The 25,756-nt window shown below is 34.9% G+C and carries 31 protein-coding genes; 21 read left to right on the top strand and 10 right to left on the bottom strand.

All coding sequences use genetic code 11. The features are described 5' to 3' along the window. Window positions 1-17 precede the first annotated feature (17 nt). The 4 genes from EDD71_RS07300 to EDD71_RS07285 form a co-directional block, all read right to left on the bottom strand. A complete protein-coding gene (locus EDD71_RS07300) occupies window positions 18-761 on the bottom strand; it encodes a DUF2225 domain-containing protein (protein ID WP_133628092.1) in 744 nt (247 codons plus the stop codon). Next, on the bottom strand, window positions 739-999 hold the full coding sequence (locus tag EDD71_RS07295) for an EscU/YscU/HrcU family type III secretion system export apparatus switch protein (protein WP_133628091.1): 261 nt from the start codon (window positions 997-999) through the stop codon (window positions 739-741). The genes EDD71_RS07300 and EDD71_RS07295 overlap by 23 nt, the downstream gene beginning before the upstream one ends. Then, window positions 996-1,721: a hypothetical protein gene (locus tag EDD71_RS07290; RefSeq protein WP_133628090.1), complete on the bottom strand. Its 726-nt coding sequence runs from the start codon at window positions 1,719-1,721 to the stop codon at window positions 996-998. Before EDD71_RS07290 ends, EDD71_RS07295 begins: the two co-directional genes overlap by 4 nt. An 83-nt stretch (window positions 1,722-1,804) precedes the next feature. Further along, window positions 1,805-2,218, bottom strand: coding sequence for a hypothetical protein (locus EDD71_RS07285; protein WP_133628089.1), 414 nt, complete (start codon window positions 2,216-2,218; stop codon window positions 1,805-1,807). Between the two features lie 75 nt (window positions 2,219-2,293). On the opposite strand from EDD71_RS07285, the gene EDD71_RS07280 reads away from it, so the two are divergent. The 9 genes from EDD71_RS07280 to EDD71_RS07240 all read left to right on the top strand — a co-directional run bounded on the left by EDD71_RS07280 (window position 2,294) and on the right by EDD71_RS07240 (window position 10,778). Beyond that, the gene (locus tag EDD71_RS07280) at window positions 2,294-2,974 is read left to right on the top strand and encodes a metallophosphoesterase (RefSeq protein ID WP_133628088.1); all 681 of its coding nucleotides are present in this window, start codon (window positions 2,294-2,296) and stop codon (window positions 2,972-2,974) included. 37 nt (window positions 2,975-3,011) lie between these two features. Continuing rightward, entirely contained in the window at window positions 3,012-3,224 is a 213-nt protein-coding gene (locus tag EDD71_RS07275) for a heavy-metal-associated domain-containing protein (RefSeq protein WP_166636386.1), read from the top strand. An 826-nt stretch (window positions 3,225-4,050) separates the two neighbouring features. After that, complete coding sequence (locus tag EDD71_RS07270) at window positions 4,051-4,512, top strand: TrmH family RNA methyltransferase (protein WP_133628086.1); 462 nt, start codon at window positions 4,051-4,053, stop codon at window positions 4,510-4,512. A gap of 64 nt (window positions 4,513-4,576) precedes the next feature. Continuing rightward, the gene (locus EDD71_RS07265) at window positions 4,577-5,512 is read left to right on the top strand and encodes a DUF5685 family protein (protein ID WP_133628085.1); all 936 of its coding nucleotides are present in this window, start codon (window positions 4,577-4,579) and stop codon (window positions 5,510-5,512) included. Then, window positions 5,412-6,032, top strand: coding sequence for a J domain-containing protein (locus EDD71_RS07260; protein WP_133628084.1), 621 nt, complete (start codon window positions 5,412-5,414; stop codon window positions 6,030-6,032). The genes EDD71_RS07265 and EDD71_RS07260 overlap by 101 nt, the downstream gene beginning before the upstream one ends. Window positions 6,033-6,042: 10 nt before the next feature. Further along, window positions 6,043-6,555: a hypothetical protein gene (locus EDD71_RS07255; protein ID WP_133628083.1), complete on the top strand. Its 513-nt coding sequence runs from the start codon at window positions 6,043-6,045 to the stop codon at window positions 6,553-6,555. Between the two features lie 588 nt (window positions 6,556-7,143). After that, a complete protein-coding gene (locus tag EDD71_RS07250) occupies window positions 7,144-8,505 on the top strand; it encodes an LCP family protein (RefSeq protein WP_166636385.1) in 1,362 nt (453 codons plus the stop codon). Window positions 8,506-8,707: 202 nt separating this feature from the next. Next, on the top strand, window positions 8,708-9,742 hold the full coding sequence (locus tag EDD71_RS07245; protein ID WP_133628081.1) for a nucleoid-associated protein: 1,035 nt from the start codon (window positions 8,708-8,710) through the stop codon (window positions 9,740-9,742). Window positions 9,743-9,845: 103 nt separating this feature from the next. Further along, complete coding sequence (locus EDD71_RS07240) at window positions 9,846-10,778, top strand: diguanylate cyclase (protein WP_133628080.1); 933 nt, start codon at window positions 9,846-9,848, stop codon at window positions 10,776-10,778. Window positions 10,779-10,797: 19 nt separating this feature from the next. On the opposite strand, the gene fba is transcribed toward EDD71_RS07240, so the two are convergent. The 3 genes from fba to EDD71_RS07225 all read right to left on the bottom strand — a co-directional run bounded on the left by fba (window position 10,798) and on the right by EDD71_RS07225 (window position 12,975). Continuing rightward, on the bottom strand, window positions 10,798-11,727 hold the full coding sequence (gene fba / locus EDD71_RS07235; protein ID WP_133628079.1) for a class II fructose-1,6-bisphosphate aldolase: 930 nt from the start codon (window positions 11,725-11,727) through the stop codon (window positions 10,798-10,800). A 184-nt stretch (window positions 11,728-11,911) separates the two neighbouring features. Further along, window positions 11,912-12,301, bottom strand: coding sequence for a DUF4363 family protein (locus tag EDD71_RS07230; protein ID WP_133628078.1), 390 nt, complete (start codon window positions 12,299-12,301; stop codon window positions 11,912-11,914). A 2-nt stretch (window positions 12,302-12,303) separates the two neighbouring features. Next, on the bottom strand, window positions 12,304-12,975 hold the full coding sequence (locus EDD71_RS07225; RefSeq protein WP_133628077.1) for a YetF domain-containing protein: 672 nt from the start codon (window positions 12,973-12,975) through the stop codon (window positions 12,304-12,306). A 125-nt stretch (window positions 12,976-13,100) separates the two neighbouring features. Between EDD71_RS07225 and EDD71_RS07220 the strand changes: the two genes are divergently transcribed. The 6 genes from EDD71_RS07220 (at window position 13,101) to sdaAA (ending at window position 20,262) form a co-directional block, all read left to right on the top strand. After that, entirely contained in the window at window positions 13,101-14,171 is a 1,071-nt protein-coding gene (locus EDD71_RS07220; protein WP_133628076.1) for an SMI1/KNR4 family protein, read from the top strand. Window positions 14,172-14,185: 14 nt separating this feature from the next. Next, window positions 14,186-15,652: a glutamate--tRNA ligase gene (gltX, locus tag EDD71_RS07215; protein ID WP_166636384.1), complete on the top strand. Its 1,467-nt coding sequence runs from the start codon at window positions 14,186-14,188 to the stop codon at window positions 15,650-15,652. 162 nt (window positions 15,653-15,814) lie between these two features. After that, window positions 15,815-17,470, top strand: a complete 1,656-nt coding sequence (locus tag EDD71_RS07210; protein ID WP_133628074.1) for a nucleoside kinase — start codon at window positions 15,815-15,817, stop codon at window positions 17,468-17,470. Between the two features lie 182 nt (window positions 17,471-17,652). Continuing rightward, the gene (locus tag EDD71_RS07205) at window positions 17,653-18,507 is read left to right on the top strand and encodes a YitT family protein (protein ID WP_133628073.1); all 855 of its coding nucleotides are present in this window, start codon (window positions 17,653-17,655) and stop codon (window positions 18,505-18,507) included. Window positions 18,508-18,708: 201 nt separating this feature from the next. Continuing rightward, window positions 18,709-19,377: an L-serine ammonia-lyase, iron-sulfur-dependent subunit beta gene (gene sdaAB, locus EDD71_RS07200; RefSeq protein WP_133628072.1), complete on the top strand. Its 669-nt coding sequence runs from the start codon at window positions 18,709-18,711 to the stop codon at window positions 19,375-19,377. Between the two features lie 12 nt (window positions 19,378-19,389). Continuing rightward, window positions 19,390-20,262: an L-serine ammonia-lyase, iron-sulfur-dependent, subunit alpha gene (gene sdaAA / locus EDD71_RS07195; protein ID WP_133628071.1), complete on the top strand. Its 873-nt coding sequence runs from the start codon at window positions 19,390-19,392 to the stop codon at window positions 20,260-20,262. 29 nt (window positions 20,263-20,291) lie between these two features. Here the strand turns inward: sdaAA and pssA are convergent, their stop codons facing one another. Together pssA and EDD71_RS07185 are read right to left on the bottom strand one after the other, a co-directional pair. Next, window positions 20,292-20,801, bottom strand: a complete 510-nt coding sequence (pssA, locus tag EDD71_RS07190) for a CDP-diacylglycerol--serine O-phosphatidyltransferase (protein ID WP_133628070.1) — start codon at window positions 20,799-20,801, stop codon at window positions 20,292-20,294. Next, complete coding sequence (locus EDD71_RS07185) at window positions 20,798-21,430, bottom strand: phosphatidylserine decarboxylase family protein (RefSeq protein WP_133628069.1); 633 nt, start codon at window positions 21,428-21,430, stop codon at window positions 20,798-20,800. Before EDD71_RS07185 ends, pssA begins: the two co-directional genes overlap by 4 nt. A 234-nt stretch (window positions 21,431-21,664) precedes the next feature. Here EDD71_RS07185 and EDD71_RS07180 point away from each other — a divergent pair, with 234 nt between their 5' ends. Together EDD71_RS07180 and EDD71_RS07175 are read left to right on the top strand one after the other, a co-directional pair. Further along, entirely contained in the window at window positions 21,665-22,093 is a 429-nt protein-coding gene (locus EDD71_RS07180) for a CBS domain-containing protein (protein ID WP_166636383.1), read from the top strand. An 81-nt stretch (window positions 22,094-22,174) separates the two neighbouring features. Next, entirely contained in the window at window positions 22,175-23,047 is an 873-nt protein-coding gene (locus tag EDD71_RS07175) for a YegS/Rv2252/BmrU family lipid kinase (RefSeq protein WP_133628068.1), read from the top strand. Window positions 23,048-23,128: 81 nt separating this feature from the next. On the opposite strand, the gene EDD71_RS16110 is transcribed toward EDD71_RS07175, so the two are convergent. Continuing rightward, window positions 23,129-23,596, bottom strand: coding sequence for a DedA family protein (locus EDD71_RS16110; protein ID WP_423244812.1), 468 nt, complete (start codon window positions 23,594-23,596; stop codon window positions 23,129-23,131). Between EDD71_RS16110 and EDD71_RS15720 the strand changes: the two genes are divergently transcribed. From EDD71_RS15720 to EDD71_RS07155, 4 genes are all read left to right on the top strand, one after another. After that, window positions 23,553-23,759, top strand: a complete 207-nt coding sequence (locus EDD71_RS15720; RefSeq protein WP_243116419.1) for a hypothetical protein — start codon at window positions 23,553-23,555, stop codon at window positions 23,757-23,759. The genes EDD71_RS16110 and EDD71_RS15720 overlap by 44 nt on opposite strands. A gap of 138 nt (window positions 23,760-23,897) precedes the next feature. Continuing rightward, entirely contained in the window at window positions 23,898-24,359 is a 462-nt protein-coding gene (locus EDD71_RS07165) for a methylated-DNA--[protein]-cysteine S-methyltransferase (RefSeq protein WP_133628066.1), read from the top strand. 101 nt (window positions 24,360-24,460) lie between these two features. Continuing rightward, window positions 24,461-25,159, top strand: coding sequence for a spore cortex-lytic enzyme (gene sleB, locus EDD71_RS07160; RefSeq protein ID WP_423244810.1), 699 nt, complete (start codon window positions 24,461-24,463; stop codon window positions 25,157-25,159). A 110-nt stretch (window positions 25,160-25,269) separates the two neighbouring features. Beyond that, a partial coding sequence (locus tag EDD71_RS07155) for a helix-turn-helix domain-containing protein (RefSeq protein WP_133628064.1) occupies window positions 25,270-25,756 on the top strand: 487 nt, incomplete at its 3' end.

Raw genomic sequence — 25,756 nt, 5'->3', positions numbered from 1 at the left:
GGCTCTTTGAAGTCCTTTTATTTGTCTCTATTTAAGGTATTTTCTTTTATTAAATCCTTTTGATCCCTTGCAAGCTCCTTTAATCTTGAATTAACTCCAGGATTTACTATAACCTTTCCAAACCATTGAAGGGCATTCTCGTTATTGCCGCACCTTCTTTCAAGTTCGCCAATAAGATAGGTTAGTGTAAAGGTGTTCATACCGCATATAGGATGAGGTTCCTTTTCATATGCCTCCTTAAATTTTGTTAAGGACTGCATTAAAAATTTTAATTCATTTAAGTTATCCCCTTTGATTCTGTATAACCACGCTATTTTAAGGCATGTATAAGCCTCTTCGCTCACCCTTGCGTTTTTAACAATGGTATTTACCAGTGCAAGCTTATGCCTTTCAATTGCTATATCAACATCATAGACGTCGGGGTATATCCTTGGCTTAAATTTAGAAGTTACTTTTTCTCTTATAAGTTGACACTGGGAGCTTTTAATCTTATCAAAATATTTAATTAATGCTCCGTATCCACATTTAGGGCATATAATAACATCATAGTAAAGTGGGTTAATATTCTGGTACCTCGGCATGAAATCTGAATCCTTTGAAATGAGGCGTGCCTTTCCTGATCTAACAGCTTTAGCCTTAAAGTATGATTCACATACAGGACATTTATACGTTTTATCATATAGAAATTCTTTACTTATATTAACATTATCCATGGTTGTCAGTCCCTTCGAGTAAATTTTAAATAGTTTTAGCTTTATCATTAACACTGTATATGTAGGCAATGACTGCAGCAACGGCCTCGTATAATTCAGAAGGTATTTCCTGATCTATTGTCAGGGATGACAGGCTTTCAGCCAGTTTTTCATTTGAAATTACAGGCACGTTGTTCCTGTTGGCCTCTTCAATAATTTTCTCTGCAATATGTCCAAAGCCAATAGCAGTTACTTTGGGAGCTATATAGCCTTTCTCATATCTTAACGCTGCAGCTTTTTTTTTCACACCATCACATCCAATTCCTTTGTAGAATTACTGTTAAAAAATGATGAAAGATTAACTATATTACTGGGTATCACGATTTTTTCAACGGATAAACTAATAGGGTTATATCCTTTTTGAATTAAAGTATTCTTTAAAATATCGATATCTTTTTCAAAAACCTTTAAAAACTTCTGTTCAACTTTAAAGAGAATGGATATATCGTCGTGTTTTTTAGTGATATATCCTTCTATGAGGCCAATGTTTGGCGTCTGGACTGATATAAAGAGTTTTATATCGTTTATATCTATGGACCTGGAATTTTTATATTTATTTTTAATTAATATTTTATGTTTAAAAACACTATCTTTGTGTAATGTATTGAAATTATAGATTATGTAGTTATCCTTCAAATGATTTAATACGTCAACATCATCAATTAGTTTTTTTAATTCATCATAAGGAATTTTACTTATAATTTCTTTAGCAAGATCAATCTCATATTCGTTAAATAGCTCCTTTTTGTTTATAAGAAAACTTTTGCTACTTGAATCATCACTTGTATTTTCTCTACCATTTTTTCTGAGAGAAATATTTATCAATTCCAGAATATCATTAATAGAAAAATTATATTTTATGTGATTTTGAACCATTAACATTTTATCTATATTATATGGTATATTGTTTTCAATGAGAAAAGCAAGAAAATCTGTATCCATTTCTTTAAGGGATGAGATAATATTCATTACTGTACTGAAATTCTCCTTATCAAGATTATAGTTCTTTAGTAAGGATATAATATCATCCCTTGAAATATCTCTGAGCCTGTTTATGAATGAAATATTTTTGTATATTTTAAAATATTTTCATCGGTCGCAGGTAGATTAAATTTTATAAGGCTATCTATTATGCCCTTTCCTTCCGCGTATGGTATATTTAGTTTTTGAAGAATGTGGTTGTATGAATGCTTTAAGATGTTTTTTTCTTCTATGTTTGTTGAGAGGGCTTTTATAATTATGATATCATTTTTAACCTGTTCAATTCTGTATTTAATATATTTATCCATCACAATATTGTTTTTTGAAGCAAATTCTACAGGCAGTATGGTACCGTTAAACAACCTTAAATATTCTCTGCCATCACATGAGAAAATAACTTTTCCGTATATTGTACCGCCTGGAGATAGATTTAAGGAAGATGAGAAGCTTTTATTACTGAGCTGCTCAATATTTTTTATGTACATAGACATCACCTATTAAATTATCGGTAAAAATATAATAAAATAAAGTGAAGGAATAAAAATACAGGATGTGATAAAATGGCATTGTTTGCAATATCGGACCTTCATTTTTCTCTAGGAACTAACAAACCTATGGATGTTTTTGGAGATAGATGGAAGGAACATCATATAAGGATAATGGGAAACTGGAATAATAAAATTTCTGAGGAAGATGTAGTGCTAATAGCCGGGGATATTTCATGGGCTATGAAGCTTGATGAAGCACTGCCTGATCTGGAATTTATACATAATCTTAATGGTAAAAAAATATTTATTAAGGGAAATCACGACTATTGGTGGGGTTCAATAAAGAAATTAAATTCTCTATATAATGATATGTATTTTATTCAAAATACCTCCTATGGGTATATGGATTATGGTATTTGCGGAACCCGGGGATGGGTTAACATCGATGGCCAGGAGGAACACGATGAGAAGATATATAAGAGAGAAATTTTAAGGCTTAAAATGTCAATGGATGATGCATTGAAGCAAGGAAAGAACAAGCTTATAGTTATGCTGCATTATCCTCCTGTGACAAAAATAAGCAGAAGTGAAGAGTTTTTAAATCTTCTTTCTACATATCCCGTCGAGAAGGTTATATATGGCCATATACATTATGATTCCAGGGACATATGTATAAATGGCATATACAATGAAATACAGTATATATGTACCTCCGCTGACATAATTAACTTCGACCCGGTGAGGATATTATGATATAAAAGAGCAAAAGATAAATGCAGGAGGGATGAACATGAAAGAATATTCTTTTAAGGTTCCATCCATGCATGATGAGGCTTCAGCCAAAGAAATAAGAAGTGCTATTGTTGGTATGAGAGGCATTGAAGATGTAGATGTAAACTATGAAGACGGCAGTGTAAACGTTTATTTTGATCAAAATCAGGTTGTTGAGGACAAGATAAAATATGTAATAGAAAAAAAAGGTTTCAAGGTAAAAAATCTATAGTGTCAATGAGCTTACAATCCAGAAGGAAGGGTTGTAAGCTTTATTTTGCATTCGTTTAAACTAAAGCTTTTTACCAGTTTTACTTGTTGTGCTAGATAAATTTACAGATTGCGTTGCGATAAAAAATATATTTCGGTCGCTGCTACGCTTCGCAAAGAAGTTCTAAGGCACCGAATTCGCACAGCATAAGAAGGTTTGTGAACTCCCTCTCGCTCAAACACCACGAACCATTCTAAGGCTCTGCTTCATTCTGTGTGCCAAGAACTTCTAATTGCTCGCTAAAATGCCACCTGCATATATTTTTTATCTCTGCTTTAGTTCTTGAACTGAAAAGCGGATTAATTTATAAACTTTTTTCATAATATTGTGGTGAATTTTGTTTCATGCAGAGCTACTCTGAAAAGCCAATTGGAATAAAAGCAGAAAAATATACAGTTAGGCGCTGTGATAAAAAATATATGAAGCGAACTGTTTTAGCTAGCAATAGACCTCTGTGTGTAAACGTAATTGCGAGCGAAATATATTTTTTATTAAAGCGTTTTTTGAAAATAAAACTAGCGTAATGCGTTAACCTTGATTTTTTGATGTTAAAAAATTTTTTATGCTTTATAATATATTATAAAGCATAGATGGAGGGATAAAATGAAGTTTAATTAGCTATTGAATCAGATACAAAGGCTTTTTAATAATAGTTATAGGTTATTTTGGAGAAAAAAAGAAATAATAAACAAAGAACTCAACAGGAAGTTAACAGAGTTGTTTTTTAATGTAACATTGATTATACCATTATAGAAATTTAAAACAAAAGATAAGGAGGTTTTTTTAATTGGAGATTATACTGGACAACATAAAAAAACCTATTAATGTAGGCGTAATCATTAGACTTGCCTGTGCAACAAATTCTAAAATTTATTTCACAGGAAACAGTATAAAACATACAAATAGAAAGGCAAGGCTATCAGCAGTAGGATATGAAGAAATTACAGAAATAGAATATGTTGAAGATTTTGAAGGGCTGATTAAAAAATTAAAATCAGAAGACAAACAAATAATTGGAACCTCCCCCTATGCAAAATACCTCTATACAGAAATAGATTACACCAGACCTACTGTTTTTGTGTTTGGTAATGAAGCTACTGGGCTTTCAAAGGGGAAAATGGCCATGTGTGATGAAACTGTATACATACCAATGGATAAAAGGGTTGAATCCCTAAACCTTTCAACTTCTGCCGCAGTGCTCCTATACGAGGCACTTAGACAGAGGGGCTTTAAAATGGGGAATGAATAATTAAAATATTCTTTTAACTATGGATTTTTTAATGTAAAATATCGTTATAGGGGGAACCGCTTATATGTTTGGTTATGTTACACCATTAAAGGGAGAGTTGAAAATAAAAGAATATGATGTATTTAGGGCCTATTACTGCGGACTTTGTAGTGAGATAGGAAGAAAATCATATGTATCAAAGTTCACACTTACATATGACATGGCTTTTCTGGCTGTGCTTCTGTCTTCTACATATCTTGATAAGGAAATAGGAGTAAAAAGTTTTTGTCCCTTTAAAATGAAAAAGGTTCTTACAATGAAATCAAATCCATACATCGAATATGCCGCTGATATGAACATTATATTAAGTAACAGAAAGTTGATGGACGACTATAATGATGATAAAAATTACGTTTCACTGGTGTTGTCAAGGTTTGTTAACACAAAAAATCTATCGGATTTGGCTGCTAAAAAGGTACAAGAGGTAGATTTTTATTTGAGGGAATTAAGTATTCTTGAAAAGAAAAGATGCAGCAGCATTGATGAAGTATCTCATTATTTTGCCTGCATCACTTCAGAAATTTTCTCTATAGGGGATAAAAGTAGAATTTTAAAGGTGATGGGCTATAACATTGGGAAATGGGTATACATACTTGATGCATTTGATGATCTTATAGAAGATATCCAGAAGAAAAGATATAATCCATGTATTTACGCTTTTAATTATAAGGGAGAAAATCCATGGGATTTTAAGAGCAGGATAAAAGAAAACATTCAGTTTACACTCATAAAATGCCTTGATGAAATGTCAAAGTCCTTTGAGCTTCTGAAAATGAAGAAGAATGGTGGTATTATTGAAAATATAGTTTATCTTGGCATGGAACGAAGAACTATGGCTGCATTTGAAGGAGGATGTAAAGATGAAAAATCCTTACGAGGTTTTAGGTATAAGAGAAGGCGCATCGGAGGAGGAAATAAAGCAAGCATACAGGGAACTTGTGAAGAAATATCACCCCGATAAGTACAACGATAATCCCTTAAGGGATTTGGCTGAGGAGAAAATGAGGGAAATAAATGAGGCTTATCAGTATTTGATGCGAGAGGCTCCAACTTCCCATAACTATGGATATAGGAGCAGCTGGGGGTATTCAGATAATGGGACACGTAGAGGAAGTAATGATGCATTCCGAAGGGTAAGGGAACATATCAGCAGAAATGATTTAAGGGCTGCAGAATATGAACTCAATAGTATAGATTTAAGAAATGCAGAATGGTACTTTTTGAGAGGTCTTATTTCCTTAAGGAAGGGTTGGTACAGTCAGGCATATGACGATTTGCGAAGGGCGGTTGAAATGGATCCTTCAAACTATGAATACAGGGATGTGCTTAATAGAGTAGTGAACAGCAATAGGAGTTATACGAATTATTCATATAAAAGAAGAGGAAGCACAGATAATGACCTATGTACTACCTGTGCCTGCCTTTGCTGTGGAGATCAATGCTGTGAATGTCTTGGAGGGGATTTAATATCCTGCTGTTAGGAGGTATAACATGAACTCCAGAACCGGGTTTAATATAGCGATTGGAGGAATTACCACTGCCTTTGTAGTCCTCAGTCTTTATGGTGGAACGCTGGTAATGAACAATAAGCTGTTTTTTATGACGGCAGCAACCTATATATCGGTAATTCCCTATTTAACAGGTGGAATTAAACAGGGAATTATAGTGTATTTATCAAGTTTTATACTGAGTTTTATATTAATTCCTAATAAATTTTACGCTGCTGGGTATGTTTTTTTAGGAATATATCCACTAATTAAACTTGTGTGTGAAAGGTTTGGAACCCTTAATGAATTCATTTATAAATATATATGGTTTAACCTAACGCTAACTATTTTATATCTTTTATTTAAAAATGCAATTTATTTAAATCAAAGCATATTAAACTCAAAGGCTATTATAATAATAATTATATCTATGCAGGTATTTTTTCTTATTTATGATTATTTGTTTACAAAAGTAATAATATTCCTGGAGGATAAAATAATAAGGAAAATAATATAGACAATCCATATACAGGAGGATTTGCAGCGGGCAGTAATATGAATAAATTTTGTGAACAGCTTTTAAAAATGAAGGAAAACGATTATTATGTTCTGTTTGATCTAAAGTACAGCATATCCGTATGAAAGTGAAATAGTTATATTAATTATATAAAAAGCCGTATACTCATATAGACAGAAGGTGTATACGGCTTTTAAATTAACGTGTTGTGCCAGTTCAGGGGCCGAGGTCCGATAAAGAATATATGAAATTCAAATAAAGCTAAGAGCTAGAAGTTCTAGGCGAAGGGATGCAGAAAAATCCTAGAACTTTCGTGACTTAAGTAAGGCGAGTTTAACGAAAGTTCTTGATTTTTTAAATCAAAAGCCTTAGAACTTCTTTGCTAAGTGTACTGATGAATGAAATATTTTTTTATCGCAGCGTCAATCTGTAAATTTATCTAGCAAAACGAGTTAAATTAAATTTGTATCATAGTAACTTTTGCATATTGAGAAACGTCTATATTTATGAGATAATAAATTGAAATTCTTTTGAGTAAATTTTTAACATTTACCTTTTGTTTGGATTGAGGTGGTAGATTTGAAAACTATGAGAAAAAAACTGCTTATTATAATAATCCCCGTAATGATAATTGTAGGGGTAGCTTCAGGCACCTTTTTCTATGTTAATAATAAAATTCACGTTAAAACACAATTAGAAGAAATTTTTGATAATCCTGAAGAACAGGAACAGGCAAAGATTGAGGAGGAAAAGGGCTTAACCAATATCCTTCTTATAGGAGTTGACTCGAGGGAAGGTGAGAAAACTGGAAGAACCGACTCTATAATACTTGCAACCATCGACGCAAATAACAGAAAGGTTAAATTAACATCATTTATGAGGGATATGTATGTGCCTATTCCTGGACATGGAAACAACAGAATTAATGCTGCCTATACGTTAGGAGGTCCAGAACTTCTTATAAAGACATTAAATCAGGATTTTGGGCTCAATATACAATATTTTGCCTCTATAGATTTCAAAGCCTTTCAGGACGTTGTTGATAAGCTTGGCGGTATTGACCTGGAGATTAAAGATTACGAAGTAAATGAAATAAATAAATACATTATTGAAGTTAATGGAAAAAATGCGACACTTATCAAATCGGCTGGAATGCAGCATTTAAATGGTCAACAGGCACTTTCCTACAGCAGGATAAGGAAGGTAGGAAATGGAGACTACGAAAGAACTGAGAGACAGAGAAGGGTTATTTCCCTTCTAATAGATAAAGCAAAAAAAACAAGCCTTTTGAAACTTCCTGATCTGTTTTCAACTCTGCTTCCGCATATAAAAACGAATGTGCCTACAACAAAACTGATGAGCCTTGGATATACAGTGTACAAATTTAGCGATGGAGCAATACAAAATTTAAGAATACCCGGTGATGGGATGTTTCAGAATATGGTAATAGAAAATAATGGAGTTCCGATGGATATCCTTGTACCGGATCTAGCGAAAAATGTCGCCATGCTAAATAAATTTATTTATTCAAGCGGTGGCACGGTTGCATCGAATATGCCATCCTATATGGTTAACAACTTTCATTCCAAGGATATTGCTCTGGATAATAGAGGCAAAAAACGAAGTATAATGAAGATTGAGATACCAAAGCCTAAGCCTAAGGAAACGGAAAAACCTGAAGTACAGCAGCAGCCGAAGGAAACTGAAAAACATGATGTAACACAGCCAAAGCAAGAACAAAATACGGGTAACAATTCATCTACAGATAAAAAAGCTTCAACTGGAACAACTGAAACAGGAGGAAAAACTAACGGAGGAACGGGTAATGAAACTGGCCAAACACCAAATGGAGAAAATACAAATGGTGAAGGACAAACAGACAGACAAAATGGCGAAACCAGCCCTGAGGTAAATACCGTTCCAACGGAACCACAACAGCCAACACAATAAAAAACAATAGGCAAATGTGTTAAAAGCAGTATTGGATGCTTTTCCTGCTTTTAACACATTTTTTAAACTTTAAAAATAAGAGGTTGAGTTTGAAGCTTGTCATATAAAGTTCCTTTCTTTATAATACAAAATATATATTACAATGTGATTTATACACCAACGCTGCGATAAAAAGTGTATCCCATATTGAAAGGAGGTCAAAATGCGGAATATTAAGAATATAGATATAAAAAAGGCTGTTATTCATATTCTGGACAATAATATGGATGAGCCCGTACTAAGCGAGGCAGAGCTGGAGATTAACGATGATATAAGTGAGTTCCTAATAAGACACATTATGAAAACATCATCTGACGATGAGGCAAAATGTGCTGTTTTTAACGAAGGAAGAAACGTAATAAAGGAAATTGCAGAGGATACCATTAACAGGCAGGATACCTTCTTAGAAAACTCTAGAGAGATAGCGAAGTATTTTTTTAGATCTATGAAGAGTAATTCAAATATTCCTTCAGGAGATCTGGTTATCTGCCTTTTTAACTGTGAATATGGTATAACCCTTGGAATTCTTAAACTTGATTACAATAAGACCTATATTCACAGCATAGATTATAAGGATGATAAAATGATCATATCTGTACTTCCTCAAATGATAGGGCTGCCTGGCGGTGGTCAGAAACTACAAAAGTGCGCCTTTATAAATTTTTTGCAGGAGAATTACAACCTGCTTGTACTTGACAGGCAGTCTAGCAAAGACAATGAGAGTGGAATAGCAGCATATCTGCTCAATGATCTTTTAAATTGTATTGTATTGAGTGATAGAAGGGAGAGGACAAGAACCCTTCTTAAAACCTCTGAAAAATGGATAAGAGAAAATCTTAAAGAGGACGCAGACAAGGCCGAAAAGGTAAGAAACGTCGTCTCTAGAACATTAAAATCCGACGATGTAATTAATATAGAAACCATGGCACACTACGCCTTTGATGATCATCCTGAGTTAAAAGAAGACTATCTTAATACATTAAGGGACGTGGGTTTTGAAGATAGGGAAGTTCCAATTGACAGGGAATGGGCTGATAAGAAGCTGAAGAGGAAAAGGCTTAAAATAGACAAAGATATAGAAATATATATTAACTCCAGTGTTTATGAAGATTCAGACAGGTTTGAAATAAAGAGGAATGGCGATGGAACAATCAATATAGTTATAAAACACATTAGAAATTACATAGAAAAGCAATAGGAAATGTTGTATAATTGTAATTAATGGAAGCACTAAAATATAAACTGGATTATATTCAATTAAATGGATTAATTAGAGGGTAACATGGGGGAATAGTATAGGAATGGAAAGAATTTTAGTTGTTGAGGACAGCAAATTCCAGGCTTTTATTACGAAGGATATACTTACAAAAAATGGTTATAGCGTAACCTGTGTAGAATCTGCAGAAGATGCCATGAAAACTAATATGTACGAACAGTATGACATTGTTCTCTTGGATGTCGTGCTTCCAGGTATAAGTGGTTATGAATTCTGTGAAATAATAAAGAAAAATAATTCCCTTATACCGGTTATCATACTAACATCAATGGATGATGAAAAAAGCGTCATAAAAGCATTGAATTCAGGAGCTGACGACTACTTAAAAAAACCCTATAATGTGGATGAACTTTTGGCAAGGATAAAAGTGCAGCTGAGAACTAGAAGGCTTCAATTGGAGTTAACAAATAAAAATGAGGAACTTCAAAAGGCCTATAATACAATAAAAAAACTTGCTATAACCGATGTACTTACAGGAGCATATAACAGATCATACATTAAGGACTATATGGCTAAGCTTTTAGATGAAAGCCCTGATGATAATTTTTATATAGGCTGTGCAATGATTGATATAGACAATTTCAAAAAAATAAATGACACCTTTGGGCATTTAACAGGTGATATAGTTTTGAAAAACCTTTCGAATATATGCAGGAACAATGTCAAAGATAGAGGTGCTGTAATTAGGTTCGGAGGGGAAGAGTTTCTTGTTCTAATTAATAATCCGGAGTATGAGGAAGTTGCAGATATGATGGAAAACATAAGAAAACAAAGTGAAGAGAATATGTGCTGTGGTTTTCAATTTACAATAAGTGCAGGCGTTTGCATATTTCAAATACGAAGGGATAATGCATTAGTGGATTTGCAGGAAGCTATAAAAATTGCTGACAAAATGCTTTACATATCAAAGAATTCAGGAAAGAACAAAGTAAGTATAGAAAAACTCTATACTGCATGAAGCAGTATAGAGTTTTTCATTATATTCTGTTGCTTGATCCAAGTACGTCTTTAATCTTGTGCTTAACCATTTGCTTAATAGCTTCTCTTGCTGGTCCTAAATACTTTCTAGGATCGAATTCTTCGGGATGCTTTACAAAGAATTCCCTAATTGAAGCAGTCATAGCAAGCCTTAAATCAGTATCAATGTTTATTTTGCATACTCCAAGGCTAGCAGCTTTTCTGAGCATGTCTTCGGGTACTCCCTGAGCTCCAGGGAGCTTTCCACCATATTCATTGCACTTTGCAACGAATTCAGGCATAACTGTTGAAGCGCCATGAAGTACAAGAGGGAATCCTGCAAGCTTTTTGGTTATGGTTTCAAGCCTTTCGAAATCAAGCTTTGGTTCACCCTTAAACTTATACGCCCCGTGGCTTGTTCCTATTGCAACGGCCAGCGAATCGATACCTGTTCTTTCAACGAATTCAACCGCCTGATCAGGATCAGTGTATGTAGCCTCAGCTGATGAAACCTTAACTGCATCTTCAACACCTGCAAGCCTTCCAAGTTCAGCCTCTACAACAACTCCCCTTGAGTGTGCGTAGTCAACAACTTCCTTTGTTATTCTAATGTTTTCTTCGAAAGGATATTTTGATGCATCTATCATTACTGAAGTAAAGCCATTTTCAATACATGCCTTCACCAGGTCGAAGTTTTCACCGTGATCAAGATGGAGAACGATTGGAAGTCCTGTGTCCTCAACTGCCGCCTCAACAAGCTTTTTAAGATAGATTGGATTAGCGTATTTTCTAGCTCCTGCTGAAACCTGAAGAATTACCGGAGACTTTTCTTCCTTTGCAGCATCAACGATCCCCTGAATGATTTCCATATTGTTTACATTAAATCCGCCAATGGCATATCCACCTTCATATGCCTTCTTAAACAATTCTTTGGATGTTACTAATGGCATATTAAAACCTCCTAAAATTTATATATAAATATAATTAAGAGTTAAAACGATGATGCTAATATAATTGTAACATTTTAACAATTATAAATCAAAATTAAATTAAGGGACTTTTTGTGTCCCATAGGGACATGAAGTAATCGGCAAATCAATTATAGTATATTTTATTTCTATTGAAAACAATTTATTATAAAATATTTTCAAGAGATAATTTCTCCATAATAGGTATATGGCTTATATAATGGGAAAGGGAAGCTAAAGAAGCAAGTGCTTCAGCCTTATCTCTACACATGATAAATTCCTCAGAAGTTTTAAAATATACTGTAATGTCATCAATTTCATGATGGTTTATGAATATGGCCCACTTACTTTTAAGATTATCCCAATCTTTATTCAATCGTACGATGGCGTTTTGAGCCTCAATCCAGTTGTCATTTTTTATAAAATCCTCGGCCTTTTTTATATCAGTAAGCAGCCTTGAGGTGGTCTTTTCGAGGTAATATCTTATTAATAAACCCGTTACAAGAATTATAGTAAACACCATTGAAGAAAGTATAAGTATTTTTGCTCCCTTCAACCTCAACTCCTCCTCTGAATAAAAATTTTTCCATTGGAGTCAATCATGGCAAGAAATACTTCATCAACGTTTGAAATATTGTTATCCCTTAAAATGGAGTTTAGCCATTCCAGGTCCTTTTTTATAACATTGAGGTTATGCTTATTTACCTTTCCATCCATGATTAGTGTGATTGGAAGCTCCTCCTCCGGTTTTACAATGTTCATATCTTCACGGGTTAAAGGTGCTTTATTTGATTTAGGGATTATAGATAGCTTACCTCCATTTTCTAGTATAGCAAATTCAATATCTGATATATTAAGATAGCCATTGAATCTTAATTCTTCCATTAAATCGTTAAGGTTAAATCTCTGCCTTCTCAACTCATCTTCTATTAGCCTGCCGTGTCGAATTACCATACTTGGAGTTCCACAAAAAATTTTCCTTAAAAAATGAAATTTGAGTGTTAGAAAAGAAATAACAATTTCAAGAAGCATAAGGGTGAGTATTGGTATTATACCATGGAGGAGAGGAATTCCTGTATCCTGCATGGGCACGGCTGCCAGTTCTGACAGCATGATTGCTATAACAAGTTCAAAGGGCTGAAGTTCGCCGATCTGGCGTTTACCCATAACTCGCATAACTATAACTACAAAGGCGTACAGGATAATCGTCCTTATGAACACAACCATTATATCACCTCAAAGCTATTATTTCACGCAGAGAAGATTTATAAACACTCCATGACGTAATACTCTTGTAGTAATGAGTTTTTAAGGGTATAATTTCAATAGTAAACAATAAAGAAAGGAAAAGCGACATGTATGTACCCAGGTTTGAGAAGTTTGAAATGAAGTATGGCTATTTTTTTCCAGTTGAATTTAAAAATTTTATGTATAAATATGGCGGAGATACTCAATTTGGAAGCTGTCGTTTTGAATATCCTGAAAATATCATCAGCAATCTGTTAAGGGTTCCGGGGTATATGGATTTTCACCTTATCCCCTTTGGTGATGTTGGAAATGGCGACTATTATTGTTTCTATAGATATGGCAGTAATATAAACGATTATTTTGTTGGTATATGGCTTCATGAAACAAGAAACTTTGTTATACTTGCATCCAATTTTAAAAGCTTTATGTATAAATGTTTGCTGGATGATTATCTATCAACAGTAATACCAAATGAAGATATTTCAGATATAGAATACGCAGAAGCCTCAGCAGAGAGTATTGAAAGGTGCAGAGTGCTGAGTGAAGAATTTGGTTTTGATTTTGAAAAAGTGAAAAACATGAAAAGTGAATTTGATTATCACAGGCTTATGATCGAATATGATGAAAAAGCGCTTCAAAGCCTCTGCTTTATGGGGAAAGAATTATTAAAGAAAAAAGATATAAGGGGTTTTGATATTTTAGATTCAGCCAAGGATATTTGTTATTTTTATACTGCTCCCTATTATCTGGCAGGGAAAACTCTTTTAAACATAGGAAGAGGCGGCAGGGAATATCTTAAAAAGGCACTGAAAACTTCTCTGGTGTGCACAGGGTACAGCTACTGGCAGGAGGACTACCTTGAGATACCTGAGGGCGTACATAGAGAAGTAGCTCTTTTGCTTGATAGATACCTGGAAAATTCAGATGACTATTTTGAACGGGAGCTGTATAGAGGGCGTGATCCTTACGATTATGAGCTAAGATATGAAATGGCAAAATATTATATGAGAAAAAGAAATTATGATTGGGCGATGATTGAATATAATAATGCCATATTCTGCTCTGAGGATAAAAAAATCTCAAAGGCTATCTTAAAGGAAGCTTTGGTGGATGCAAAAGAAGCAGGTATGCATTATTTAATAAATATTATAGAGCACGATATAAGAATTCTACGATAGAAAGGGATGGTTATGTGAAGGAAGTTAGAGTAAGAATCGCACCAAGCCCTACAGGGAATTTTCATGTAGGAACTGCCAGAAATGCACTTTATAATTACATATTTGCCAGAAAGCATGGAGGCAAAATGATTGTAAGAATAGATGATACTGACATGAGAAGAAACACAGAGGAATCTGAAAGGGGAATTTTTGAGGGGTTAAAGTGGATAGGCATTGATTGGGATGAAGGTCCTGATGTTGGGGGACCCTATGGACCATACAGACAATCAGAGAGGCTTGAAATATACAATAAATACATTGACCAGCTAATTCAGGAAGGTAAGGCATACTACTGCTTCTGTACCGAGGACGAGCTGGAAAGAGAAAGAAAAGAACAGCTTGCCAGGAAGGAAGCACCAAAGTATTCAGGTAAATGCAGAAATTTAAGCCCTGAAGAGATTAAAGAGAAACTTGAAGCCGGAATGAAGGCGACGGTCAGGTTTAAGGTTCCAGATAAGATAATAAAATTCCATGATGCAGTTAGAGGTGAGCTTGCATGGGATGGAAGGCTTATAGGAGATTTTGTTATAAGAAAATCAGATGGACTTCCAACTTACAACTTTGCAAGTGCCATTGATGATTGGCAGATGAAAATAAGCCATGTAATGAGAAGTCAGGAACATATACCAAATACCTATAACCAGGTGCTGATTTTTGAAGCATTTGGAGCTGAAGTCCCGGAGTTTGTCCATTTTCCTCTATTGCTTAATGAAGACAGAACCAAGATTTCCAAAAGGGATGGTGCATTATTCATTGGAGAATACAGGGATATGGGATATCTCCGCGAAGCTGTCACCAACTTCATCGCTCTTCTGGGATGGAATCCAGGTGACGGAGATGAGTTTATGACCATAGATGATATGATTGAAAAGTTTTCCCTGGATAGGATTAACAACTCAAATGTAGTATTCGATTTCAAGAAGCTTGAATGGTTTAACGGAAACTATATAAGAAGAATATCCGTTGATGACCTTGCAGAACGTATAAAGCCATTTCTTGAGCAGACAGATTATTTTAAGGGAACTGAGGAACATCTTGAAATACTGAAAAAAGTTGCGGCTGTTGAGCAGGAAAGGTTAAAGAGGCTTGACGAAGCAAAGGATGCATTTAAGCCATTCTATGTTGAACCTCAGGAGTATGATATAGATTTACTTAAGGAAAGTGTCAAGAAAGTAGATTTGGCTCAAATGGCAGAGCTTATCAGTGCTTCCATTGAGGAGCTGAATACAATAGAAAACTGGGATAAGGATTACTTGGAAGAGAGAATGAGGCTTCTCTGTGAAAAGTTAGGTACCAAGCCTAAAATACTTTTTATGCTTTTAAGAATTGCGGAAACCGGTTCAAAGGTTTCGCCACCACTATTCGACACATTTGAAATAATTGGAAAAGAATCGACGCTTCGAAGGCTCGAAAGATGTAAAAAGCAGCTTGAGCAGAAATAGAGAAAGGTAATGCCTTTCTCTATTTTTATGTGGATTTATTGTTTGATTAAATGAATAAAAATCATCAACACATTGAAAAAATAATATACGTAACTGAACATGTCTTATTTGCATATAATGAAATACGCTCTTTATTCTGCTTCGAAGATGGGGGGGATGGCGATGGCAGAGAAGATAAAGGTTACTCTTCCGGAGGGAATAGAAAAACAATGTAAAAAAGGAAGTACAATTCTTGAAATATTAGGAGGGGGCAAAGAACCTGGTGAACCTCTTCTTGCAATTGTGGATGGGGAATTCGAAGAATTGTCTAAGAGAATTTACGATGATGTTCATATAATTCCTGTCAACATTAAAAGCCAACTTGGAGTTAGAACATATGTCAGGAGTCTTACTTTTTTACTTATAAGAGCTGTAAAAGACATTTATCAAGGTGCGAGAATAACAATAGAACACTCCCTTGGAAAGGGGCTTTATGGAGAGATACATTATAATAGGAGTATAACAGAAAAGGATATTGGTTTAATCAAAAAAAGAATGGTTGAACTGGCGAATAAGGATGAACCAATTGAAAAGCTTAAAATGAATAAACAAGAAGCTATTAAAATTTTTGAAAGTTATGGCATGAAGGATAAGCTCAGGCTTTTTAAGCACATCGATATGGATTATATAAACTTATATAAATGTGGATACCTTTATGATTATTTTTATGGTCCCATGGTACCGTCTACAGGTTATTTAAAGATGTTTGACCTTAAATACTATAAACCAGGTTTCATACTGATGTACCCTGATGATGAGAGCCCCTATGAAATACCGGGATTCAAAGATTTGCCAAAACTTGCAAGGGTGTTTAAAGAAACTGAAAATTGGGCAAGGATTATGGATGTGGCTGATGTGGGAGCTTTAAATGATAAGGTTGATACTGGTGAGATTAAGGATATAATACTGGTTGCTGAAGGATTTCATGAAAAGAAAATAGCTAATATTGCAGATAAAATATACGAAAACAAGAATAAAATAAAGATTGTATTGATAGCAGGACCATCATCATCAGGTAAAACAACATTTTCTAGAAGGCTCTCTATACAGTTAAGGGTTCTAGGGCTTAAACCACATCCAATATCCCTGGATAATTACTTCGTGGACAGGAAGTTTACGCCCAAAAATGATAAGGGAGAATATGATTTTGAATCTATTTATGCCCTTGACATAGAGCTTTTTAACAAGCATCTTATCAACTTGCTTAAAGGAGAAGAGATTGAACTGCCAAGGTTTAATTTCATTACAGGAAAAAGAGAATGGACAGGAAAAAAATACAGAATGGATGACGATTCAATACTTGTAATAGAGGGAATACACGGATTGAATGAAATGCTTACAGGCTCCGTCCAGCGTGAAAATAAATATAAGATATACGTAAGCGCCCTTACACAGCTTAACATAGATGACCATAATAGAATACCTACTACAGATGTTAGAATTTTAAGACGCATTGTCAGGGATAATATGTACAGGGGAAGGTCTGCTGAAGCTACCATACTTACATGGCCTCAGGTAAGGGCAGGGGAAGAACTCAATATATTCCCTTACCAGGAGGAGGCTGACATAATGTTCAATTCTACACTTGTATATGAAATGAGCGTCTTAAAAAAGCACGCCGAACCACTTTTAAAGCAAATAAAGAAGGAAAGCCGCGCATATTTAGAGGCAAAAAGGCTTATAATCTTCTTAAGCTATTTTAAGGATACAAAGGAGGATATAATACCTAATACGTCAATTATACGGGAGTTTATTGGCGGCAGTTGTTTTGAATCATAGATTTGGCGCATTTAGAAAAGTTTTTTATGGCGCGGCAGTATACAGAACAACCATTTTAAAAACATAGAAAATTTGAATGTTACGCATAATAGTTAAGGAAACATTAATAAAATCCTTGCAGCCTGGATAGGCTGTTATTTTTTTAGCAAAATGGGTAAGCTAAAGAACAGAGGTGGCTTAAAATGGAAAATGGAAAGGGTATGATCAAAAGAATATTTTTTATTTTTTTAGGAAGCTTTATAAACGCTGTGGCTATTAATATGTTTATTATACCAAATAAATTTTTAAGTGGAGGAGTGGCAGGCCTTGCAATCATTATTCACTATATAACTTCTATTTCATCAGGATTTATTATGTTTATTCTTAACATTCCAATTTTTATACTTGGAATGAAAGAAGCAGACAAGGAATTCATGATATTAAGCCTTATAGGCATGTTTTCACTGTCGCTTTTTCTAATATTAACATCGAATATGAACTTATTTGGTAATGCATCACATGACCCTCTTCTTTCAAGTATATATGCCGGGGTTATAGGGGGACTTGGTGTGGGGCTCGTTTTTAAGAATAGGGCTTCCCTTGGAGGAACGGATATAATTGCAGTTGTGTTGAAAAAGAAATCGGGAATCAGCATCGCAACGATTTCATTTACATTAAACGCACTGGTTGTTCTTTCTGGTGCTTTTATAAGTGGAATTGAGGTTGTGCTATATACGTTAATTTCCATGTATATTTCTTCTGTGGTCATGGGAAGGGTAATTGAAGGTTTCGATAGAAAAAGGCTTTTACTTATAGTGACATCAAAGGAGAAGGAAGTGAGCGAATACATATTAAAAAATCTTGGAAGAGGAGTAACTTTCCTGTATGGAGAGGGGGCTTACACAGGTGAGAGAAAGAAAATACTTTATTGTATAGTTACTCTTAATCAGCTTACAAGGATGAAAAAGATAGTGGAAGATATCGATCCGTCAGCATTCATGTCAATACTAGATGCTGCAGAAGTCCATGGAAAGGGATTTAAAAAGCCTGATATTTGATGCAAAGCCTTTGAATGAAAATATTTTTTATCGCAGCGCCAGTCGGTAGACATTTTTTGCTTTATTCAATGGGCTTTTCAGAGTATCACAATATATTAAATTATTAGTATTGTTAAAAATTTAATGCGGTGATAAAATAATGTTAAAAATGTCGAAATGCAATAAATCTAATATGTTTTTCTATGGGAAGGAAAGAGCAGCGTGAAAAATTATAGTGTGTTTGATATATTAGGGCCTGTTATGATTGGACCATCAAGTTCGCACACTGCCGGTGCAGCCAGACTTGGCAAAGTGGCTATGAGTATCGCAGGAAAAGATTTTACTTCTGTTACTTTTTATCTTCATGGTTCCTTTGCAAAAACCTATAGAGGGCATGGAACCGACAGAGCCCTTGTTGCAGGTATACTGGGATTGAACGCCGATGATAGCAGGCTAAGGAATTCTATTGAAATGGCAAGTCAAAGAAACATAAAGATAAATTTTGTGGAAACTGATCTGGGAGATGAACATCCAAATACAGTGAAAATAGTATTTAAAAAGAAGGATGGAACTGAAGTTGAGGTTACTGGATCTTCCATAGGTGGAGGGAATATAATCATCACTAAAATCAATGAGGATAATGTTGAGTTTACCGGTACACTTCCTACACTTATTGTAAAACATGTAGACACAAAGGGAATGGTAAGCAAAATAACTTCTGAGCTTGCTAAAAATGAAATAAATATTGCTACAATGAAAGTAAATCGAAAAGGTAAAGGGAAAGAGGCGCTGACGGTTATTGAATGTGACAATGTCATATCTTCAGAAGTTGTAGAGAAGCTTTCAAAACTTGAACAGGTGCTGTCTGCAAGATTTATTAATCCAGTGTAAAGAGGTGTTTGAATGTACAACAGTGGACAGGAATTATTAAGATTGGCAAATGAAAGAGGTTTACGAATTTGCGACATAGTGATTGAAAATGAATGTGAACTGTCAGAACAGCCTGTTGAGGTGATTAGAAATAGAATGAAGGAAATACTGAAGGTCATGACTGAAGCGGCAAATTATGGGCTTGAAAGAGAAACAAAATCCGTTAGTGGAATTACAGGCGGAGATGCTAAGAAAGTTGAAGAATACAGGAAAAAGGGTAGGACTTTATGCGGAGATGCCGTCTTAAGGGCAATGGCCAGGGCGCTATCCTGTTCTGAGGTAAATGCAGCAATGGGAAGGATTGTTGCTGCACCAACAGCGGGTTCTAATGGAATAGTCCCAGCTGTAATTATAACTGCAGCAGAGGTGTTGGAAATAGATGAAGAAGGTATAGTAGATGGACTTTTTACTGCCTCAGGTATTGGGCAGATAATTGCAAAAAATGCTACCGTCTCAGGTGCAGAGGGAGGTTGTCAGGCTGAGTGTGGTTCAGCTGCAGCAATGGCTGCAGCTGCTGTAGTGGAAATGGCTGGAGGCACTCCAGAAATGGCACTTCATGCTGCTTCCATAGCTATTAAGAATATACTCGGGCTTGTATGCGACCCTATTGCAGGGCTCGTTGAAGCGCCCTGTGCTAAGAGAAACTCATCAGGAAGCATAAATGCCTTGACATCGGCTGATTTAGCCTTGGCTGGAGTTAAAAGTATTATACCCTTTGATGAGGTAGTAGAGGCCATGTATAGAGTTGGTAAGGCTTTGCCGGAATCCCTCAGGGAAACTGCCTTGGGAGGGCTGGCGGCAACACCTACTGGAATAAGGTTGAGAAAACAGATACTCGGAGAATAAAAAATAAACCCATAATTTTATGGGTTTATTTATATTTTTTTGACTTTTAGTTTACTAACCATAAGACAGCTTAAAATAAGCATAAAGGCTATAGAGACAATTGAATGTTCTTTATAATAGTAAGCAATTAAGTTATCAAATGCCATTAATGACCCTGCCATGGTGATTGGAACACCTGTGAACACATTTTCAAACTTCGTTACATTATACCTTGCAAGCCTGAAAGCACCTGATATTGGAAATATGATTGCTATTATATAACCAATAATTCCAAAATTCTTTAAAAAAGTATTCCAGGTAAGAACAGCAGGAGCAGCTCCGAAAGAAACAAGGTCTGCAAGCGAGTCCAGCTCTTTACCTAAAGGGCTTTCAGCATTAAACAGCCTCGCTATTCTTCCATCATATCTGTCAACTAAAGCTGCACAGACGATCATAAGTGCTGCCATATTTGGCTTGTCAGTCAATGTAAGCAATATTGACAACATTCCGAAGGATAAATTTAAAAAAGTTAAAAAATTAGGTATCATGCTTCGTCTCATTTAACCACCCCTATTACTGTTATGCCACCCCTAACAACATCTCCTTTTTTCACCTTTATCTCTACGTTATCAGGAACAATAAGCTCTGTGCAGGAGCCAAACTTTATAAGACCAAAACGTTCACCCTGCTTTAATACGTCACCCTTTTTAGACCAGCAAACTATCCGGCGCGCAACGAATCCTGTAATTTGGTGAACAAGGGCTTTAGTTACATCGTTTTCTATTCCTATTGAATTACGTTCATTAAGCTCCGAAGCATGGCTTTTAAAAGCAGGAAGATATTTACCGGGTCTATAGGCAGCATAAGTTACTTTGCCATCTATGGGGCTTCTATTGACATGAACATTAAATAGTGACAAAAAGATAGTAACTTTTTTTGCCTTTCCACCTATAAAAGCTTCTTCTACAATATCTGAAACATCCATTATAGTACCGTCTGCTGGCGATAAAAAGGTATCCTTACTGTAATTAATTATCCTATCCGGATCCCTGAAGAAAAATAAAACAAACAATAATAGAATAAAAGGTATAATTGCTAGTACTGGTAATAGAAAGTATAAAATCAAAACTATTGCAGCGAGAAAGACTATGTACGGAGTACTTTCCTTTCGAATGGGTATTCTAGCCATAAACACTTCTCCTTTTAATTATATTAAGTCAATACAGTTATTATAAACAAAAATATATGCTTTTACAAGGATTTACTAAGACTTCGTGGTTTCATGGACTTCACAGGTATATAGTTTATTAAGAGGAAGGTACTGATTTGATCGCCATGACAGTTATATCTCTAAAAATTTATAATTAGTTTATGAATTATAAAGGTACTGATGGATAAAATATAAATAGGGAGGATGATATGAATGAAGGTCAAAGATGTAATGAGCAGCGACGTTGCATATGTTAGCCCCGATACGCCGGTTACAGAGATAGCCAGGATAATGAAGGAAAAGAATATTGGTTCTGTTCCGGTTTGCGAAAACAAAAGGGCAGTTGGAATAGTAACCGACAGGGATATAGTTATAAGGGATGTGGCTATGGGAAAGGGATTAAATAACGTGAAAGCCAGGGATGTTATGTCCACAGGTCTTTCAGTTACCACTCCCGAAACAGATATACATGAAGCTGCTAAAATGATGGCCGATAAGCAGATAAGGAGACTTCCGGTTGTTGATAATGGCAAACTGGTTGGAATCCTTGCCATAGGAGATTTAGCAGTTAGAGAAAAGCTTGAAGATAATGCAGGAGAGGCTTTAAGTGATATATCAAAACCCACACATACCTTGTTATAATTAAAAGAGACGATAATATTTTGTTCCTGCACTTGCAGGAACATTTTTAATGCTGTAGAATTAATATCCTGGAGGGATATTATGAAACGTGCAAAACTTATTTATAACCCATATTCAGGAGACAGATCCTTTCGCTATGAGCTTGATCAGGTACTTGAAAGAATGCAGGCTGGAGGATATGAATTAACAATTCACAGAACCATGTCTGTTGAGGACATTTATAATACGTTAAAAGTATCCAACGATTATGATTGTATATTAGCTTCGGGTGGAGATGGAACTATAAATCATGTTATAAATGCTATGTTAAAAAATGGTGTTGATTTACCCGTTGGAATACTACCCTCTGGAACGGCCAACGATTTTGGAGGCCATATTGGTATACCTAAAAACATTGGCAAAGCCTGTGATATAATAACTGGTGGGAAAATTTCCAGGATTGACCTTGGCATAATTAACGATAGATACTTTGTTAATGTAGCTTCCGCAGGGCTTCTTACAGATGTTTCCCAGAAAATAGATATCAATATGAAAAATACACTCGGAAAACTGGCATATTATATAAAAGGCATAGAACAAATTCCTAATTTTAGGGCTATCCCAATTAAAATAAGGCATGAAGGAAAAATTATTGAAGAAATGATATACTTATTCTTAATACTTAATGGATCAACTGCAGGAGGATTTAAGCTAGCTCCAGACTCAACGGCAAATGATGGCATGCTAAATCTTATAGCCATAAAAGCCTGCAATATCGTTGAACTTTTTAACCTTTTTATCAGAATGTTGAAGGGAGAACATTTAGGAAGTAACAACATCATCTATCTTAAGGGAAAGGAATTCACAATAGAGTGTAGTGATGATATTGAAACGGATATCGACGGAGAAACAGGTCCTTCATTCCCACTTAATATTACAGTTTCTCCCCAAAGATTGAGGATATTTGTACCGTAAGGATTAAGAACACCACATTAAGAAATATTTTATACCATTTTTTAATGTGGTGTTCTTAATTTTAGTAACTATACATATCATTTATCTATTTCTATTTTGTTTTTTAAAAATAAATTTTACATATAGATAAATAAGAATTACTATTATCATTGATACAATAAATATTTTGTTATATTCACCAAGAAAATGCTTTATTAAGACGATATTATCCCCTGTTATTCTGCCTGCTATAATAAGAAAAATATTATGTAATATAGAAGCGATGCCAATGGAGATAAAGGCAGAAAAAGGCCTTAGCTTGAATATTCCGGCTGCAATTAAAGTTAAGGAACCTATTCCGGGAAGAAATTTATTAAGTATTATGGCGAAGGAACCATATTTCCTAAACCAGGACTCCAATGAATATATTCTTTTTACTTTAAAAAATTTTGAAATCAATTTATTTGCTAAGATCCTATAACTAAATTTATAACTTATAAGATATAAAAACGTGCTGCTGAGATAAGTGGCGGTAAGTGTTGATAAAACAAACAAAGGTGTATTTAAAATGCCCGTGCTGCTTAAATATCCTCCAAGTACGATTATTGAATCACCGGGATATGGAGGAAAAAGTATTTGTAAAGTTGAGTTTAAAAAAAAGAAAACATATACCATGATAGGATTAGACGAGGCAAGATATCCTGCTATTTTTAATATTTCATGCTCCATTTAATCACACTCCCTGCTAATATAGAATAATATAAAATATTAAATTTTGCAAAATATATTGTTTTATTAAAATTGATCTTTTTTGTGAAATTAAAGATAGTCTTAAAATATGATAATGCAATGAAGATGGAGGAACAAAAGAATGCAGAGATTTTATTTAGTATATAAATCTCCTCTGGGAGATATAAAAATAATATATGATGATTATGGAATCGTTAGGGTAATCCTTCCATTTGAGGATTTAGAAATCCCGGATGCTATTTATATGGAGAATGACAGTGTAAAGGCTTATTTCGATGAATATTTTGCAGGGGGGAATCCTCAAACGCCTTCCCTTAATATAAATGTAACAAAATTCCAAAGGAAGGTTTTTGATGCATTATTGAATACGAAAAGAGGAACAACCATAACCTATGGGGCTCTGGCAAAGGTAATCGGGTGTTCTTCCCCAAGGGCTGTAGGGCAGGCATTGAAACATAATCCTGTACCTGTTATAGTTCCCTGCCACAGGGTAGTGGGGAAAGGATGGAGTGGTGGTTTTGCAGGTGAGATTTCGGGAGTAAAAATGGAGTTTAAACAGTTTCTCCTGGACCTTGAAAAGTAAACTTATAATTAATTGTTATTTCATATTTCCATTCCTTTAATATGCGTGCTTTTAATTCTGTAAAATATGAATGAAAAAAACATAATTTGAAAAAATACTATATGAAGGAGGAAGGAAATATGAAGAAGATATTTATAATTGCTTGGACAATGTGCATGATTTATTTTGCAGCTTTGTCTGTTAATTACTATTCACAAATTCAATCAGCAATTGCCTACAGATACGGTTCAAGGGGCCAGGTTGTAAGGGAAATTCAGTCGAGGCTGAAAAGATGGGGATACTATAAAGGTTCAGTTGACGGCATATACGGATATAGGACCTATCTTGCGGTTAAATCATTTCAAAGAAAGAATGGCCTTAGAGCAGATGGAATAGCAGGCAACAGAACCCTGGCAGCCCTTGGAATCAATCCAGGCAGAACTGCATCTAGCAGAACTACAGCTGCTGGGAGTCAGAACCTAAACCTTCTAGCAAGATTGATAAATGGTGAGGCCAGAGGGGAGCCTTATATCGGTCAGGTTGCAGTAGGTGGGGTTATAATGAACAGAGTGAGGGATCCCAGGTTTCCAAACACGATTCCAGGAGTAATTTATCAGCCTGGAGCTTTTACAGCAATTGTTGATGGCCAAATACATGCTAGAATCCTTCCAACGTCCCAAAAAGCTGCTCAGGACGCTCTAAACGGGTGGGACCCATCCGGGGGAGCGTTATACTATTATAATCCTGCTAAAACAACTAATAAGTGGATATGGTCAAGGCCTATAATAAAGAGGATAGGAAAACACGTATTTTGCAAATAATTTTGTTCATTGTAAAATTAAATGCAACAGATAGAATAAAAAAATAGCAACCATAGTGAAAATCATGTATGATATAGGTGTCTAATCCAAACATACAGGAGGTTTTCACTATGGTTGATAGAATTAATTCTAACACAACTGAACGTTCTTTTAAACACCTAAATAGCTATGAACGTGGAGAAATTTATGCATTACTAAAAGAAGGCAAAAGTATTCGCTATATTGCCAGGAAATTAGGACGTAGTCCAAGTACTATCTCCCGCGAAATTAAACGTGGTACTACATTACAGCTTAAAAGTGATTTATCTACATTTACAAGTTATTTCCCTGAAACAGGTCAGGCTGTGTATGAAAAACATCGCTCAAATTGCGGAGCTAAACTCAAAATAGCCCAAGCGGAAGCTTTTATAAAATATGCTGAAACAAAAATTCTACAAGAAAAATGGTCTGTAGATGCTGTCGTTGGTGCCTGTAAAAAAGATCCTGCTTGGAAGAATGCGTGTATTGTTTCTACTAAGACCTTATATAATTACATAGATAGAGGATTTCTATCTGTTCGAAATATAGATTTACCTTTGAAACTACATTTAAAGCCAA

This window comes from Fonticella tunisiensis (assembly GCF_004364155.1).
Taxonomy (GTDB): domain Bacteria; phylum Bacillota; class Clostridia; order Clostridiales; family Caloramatoraceae; genus Fonticella; species Fonticella tunisiensis.
The sequence above is the reverse complement of the archived record's forward strand: the minus strand, read 5'-3'. Positions and strand labels throughout refer to the sequence as shown.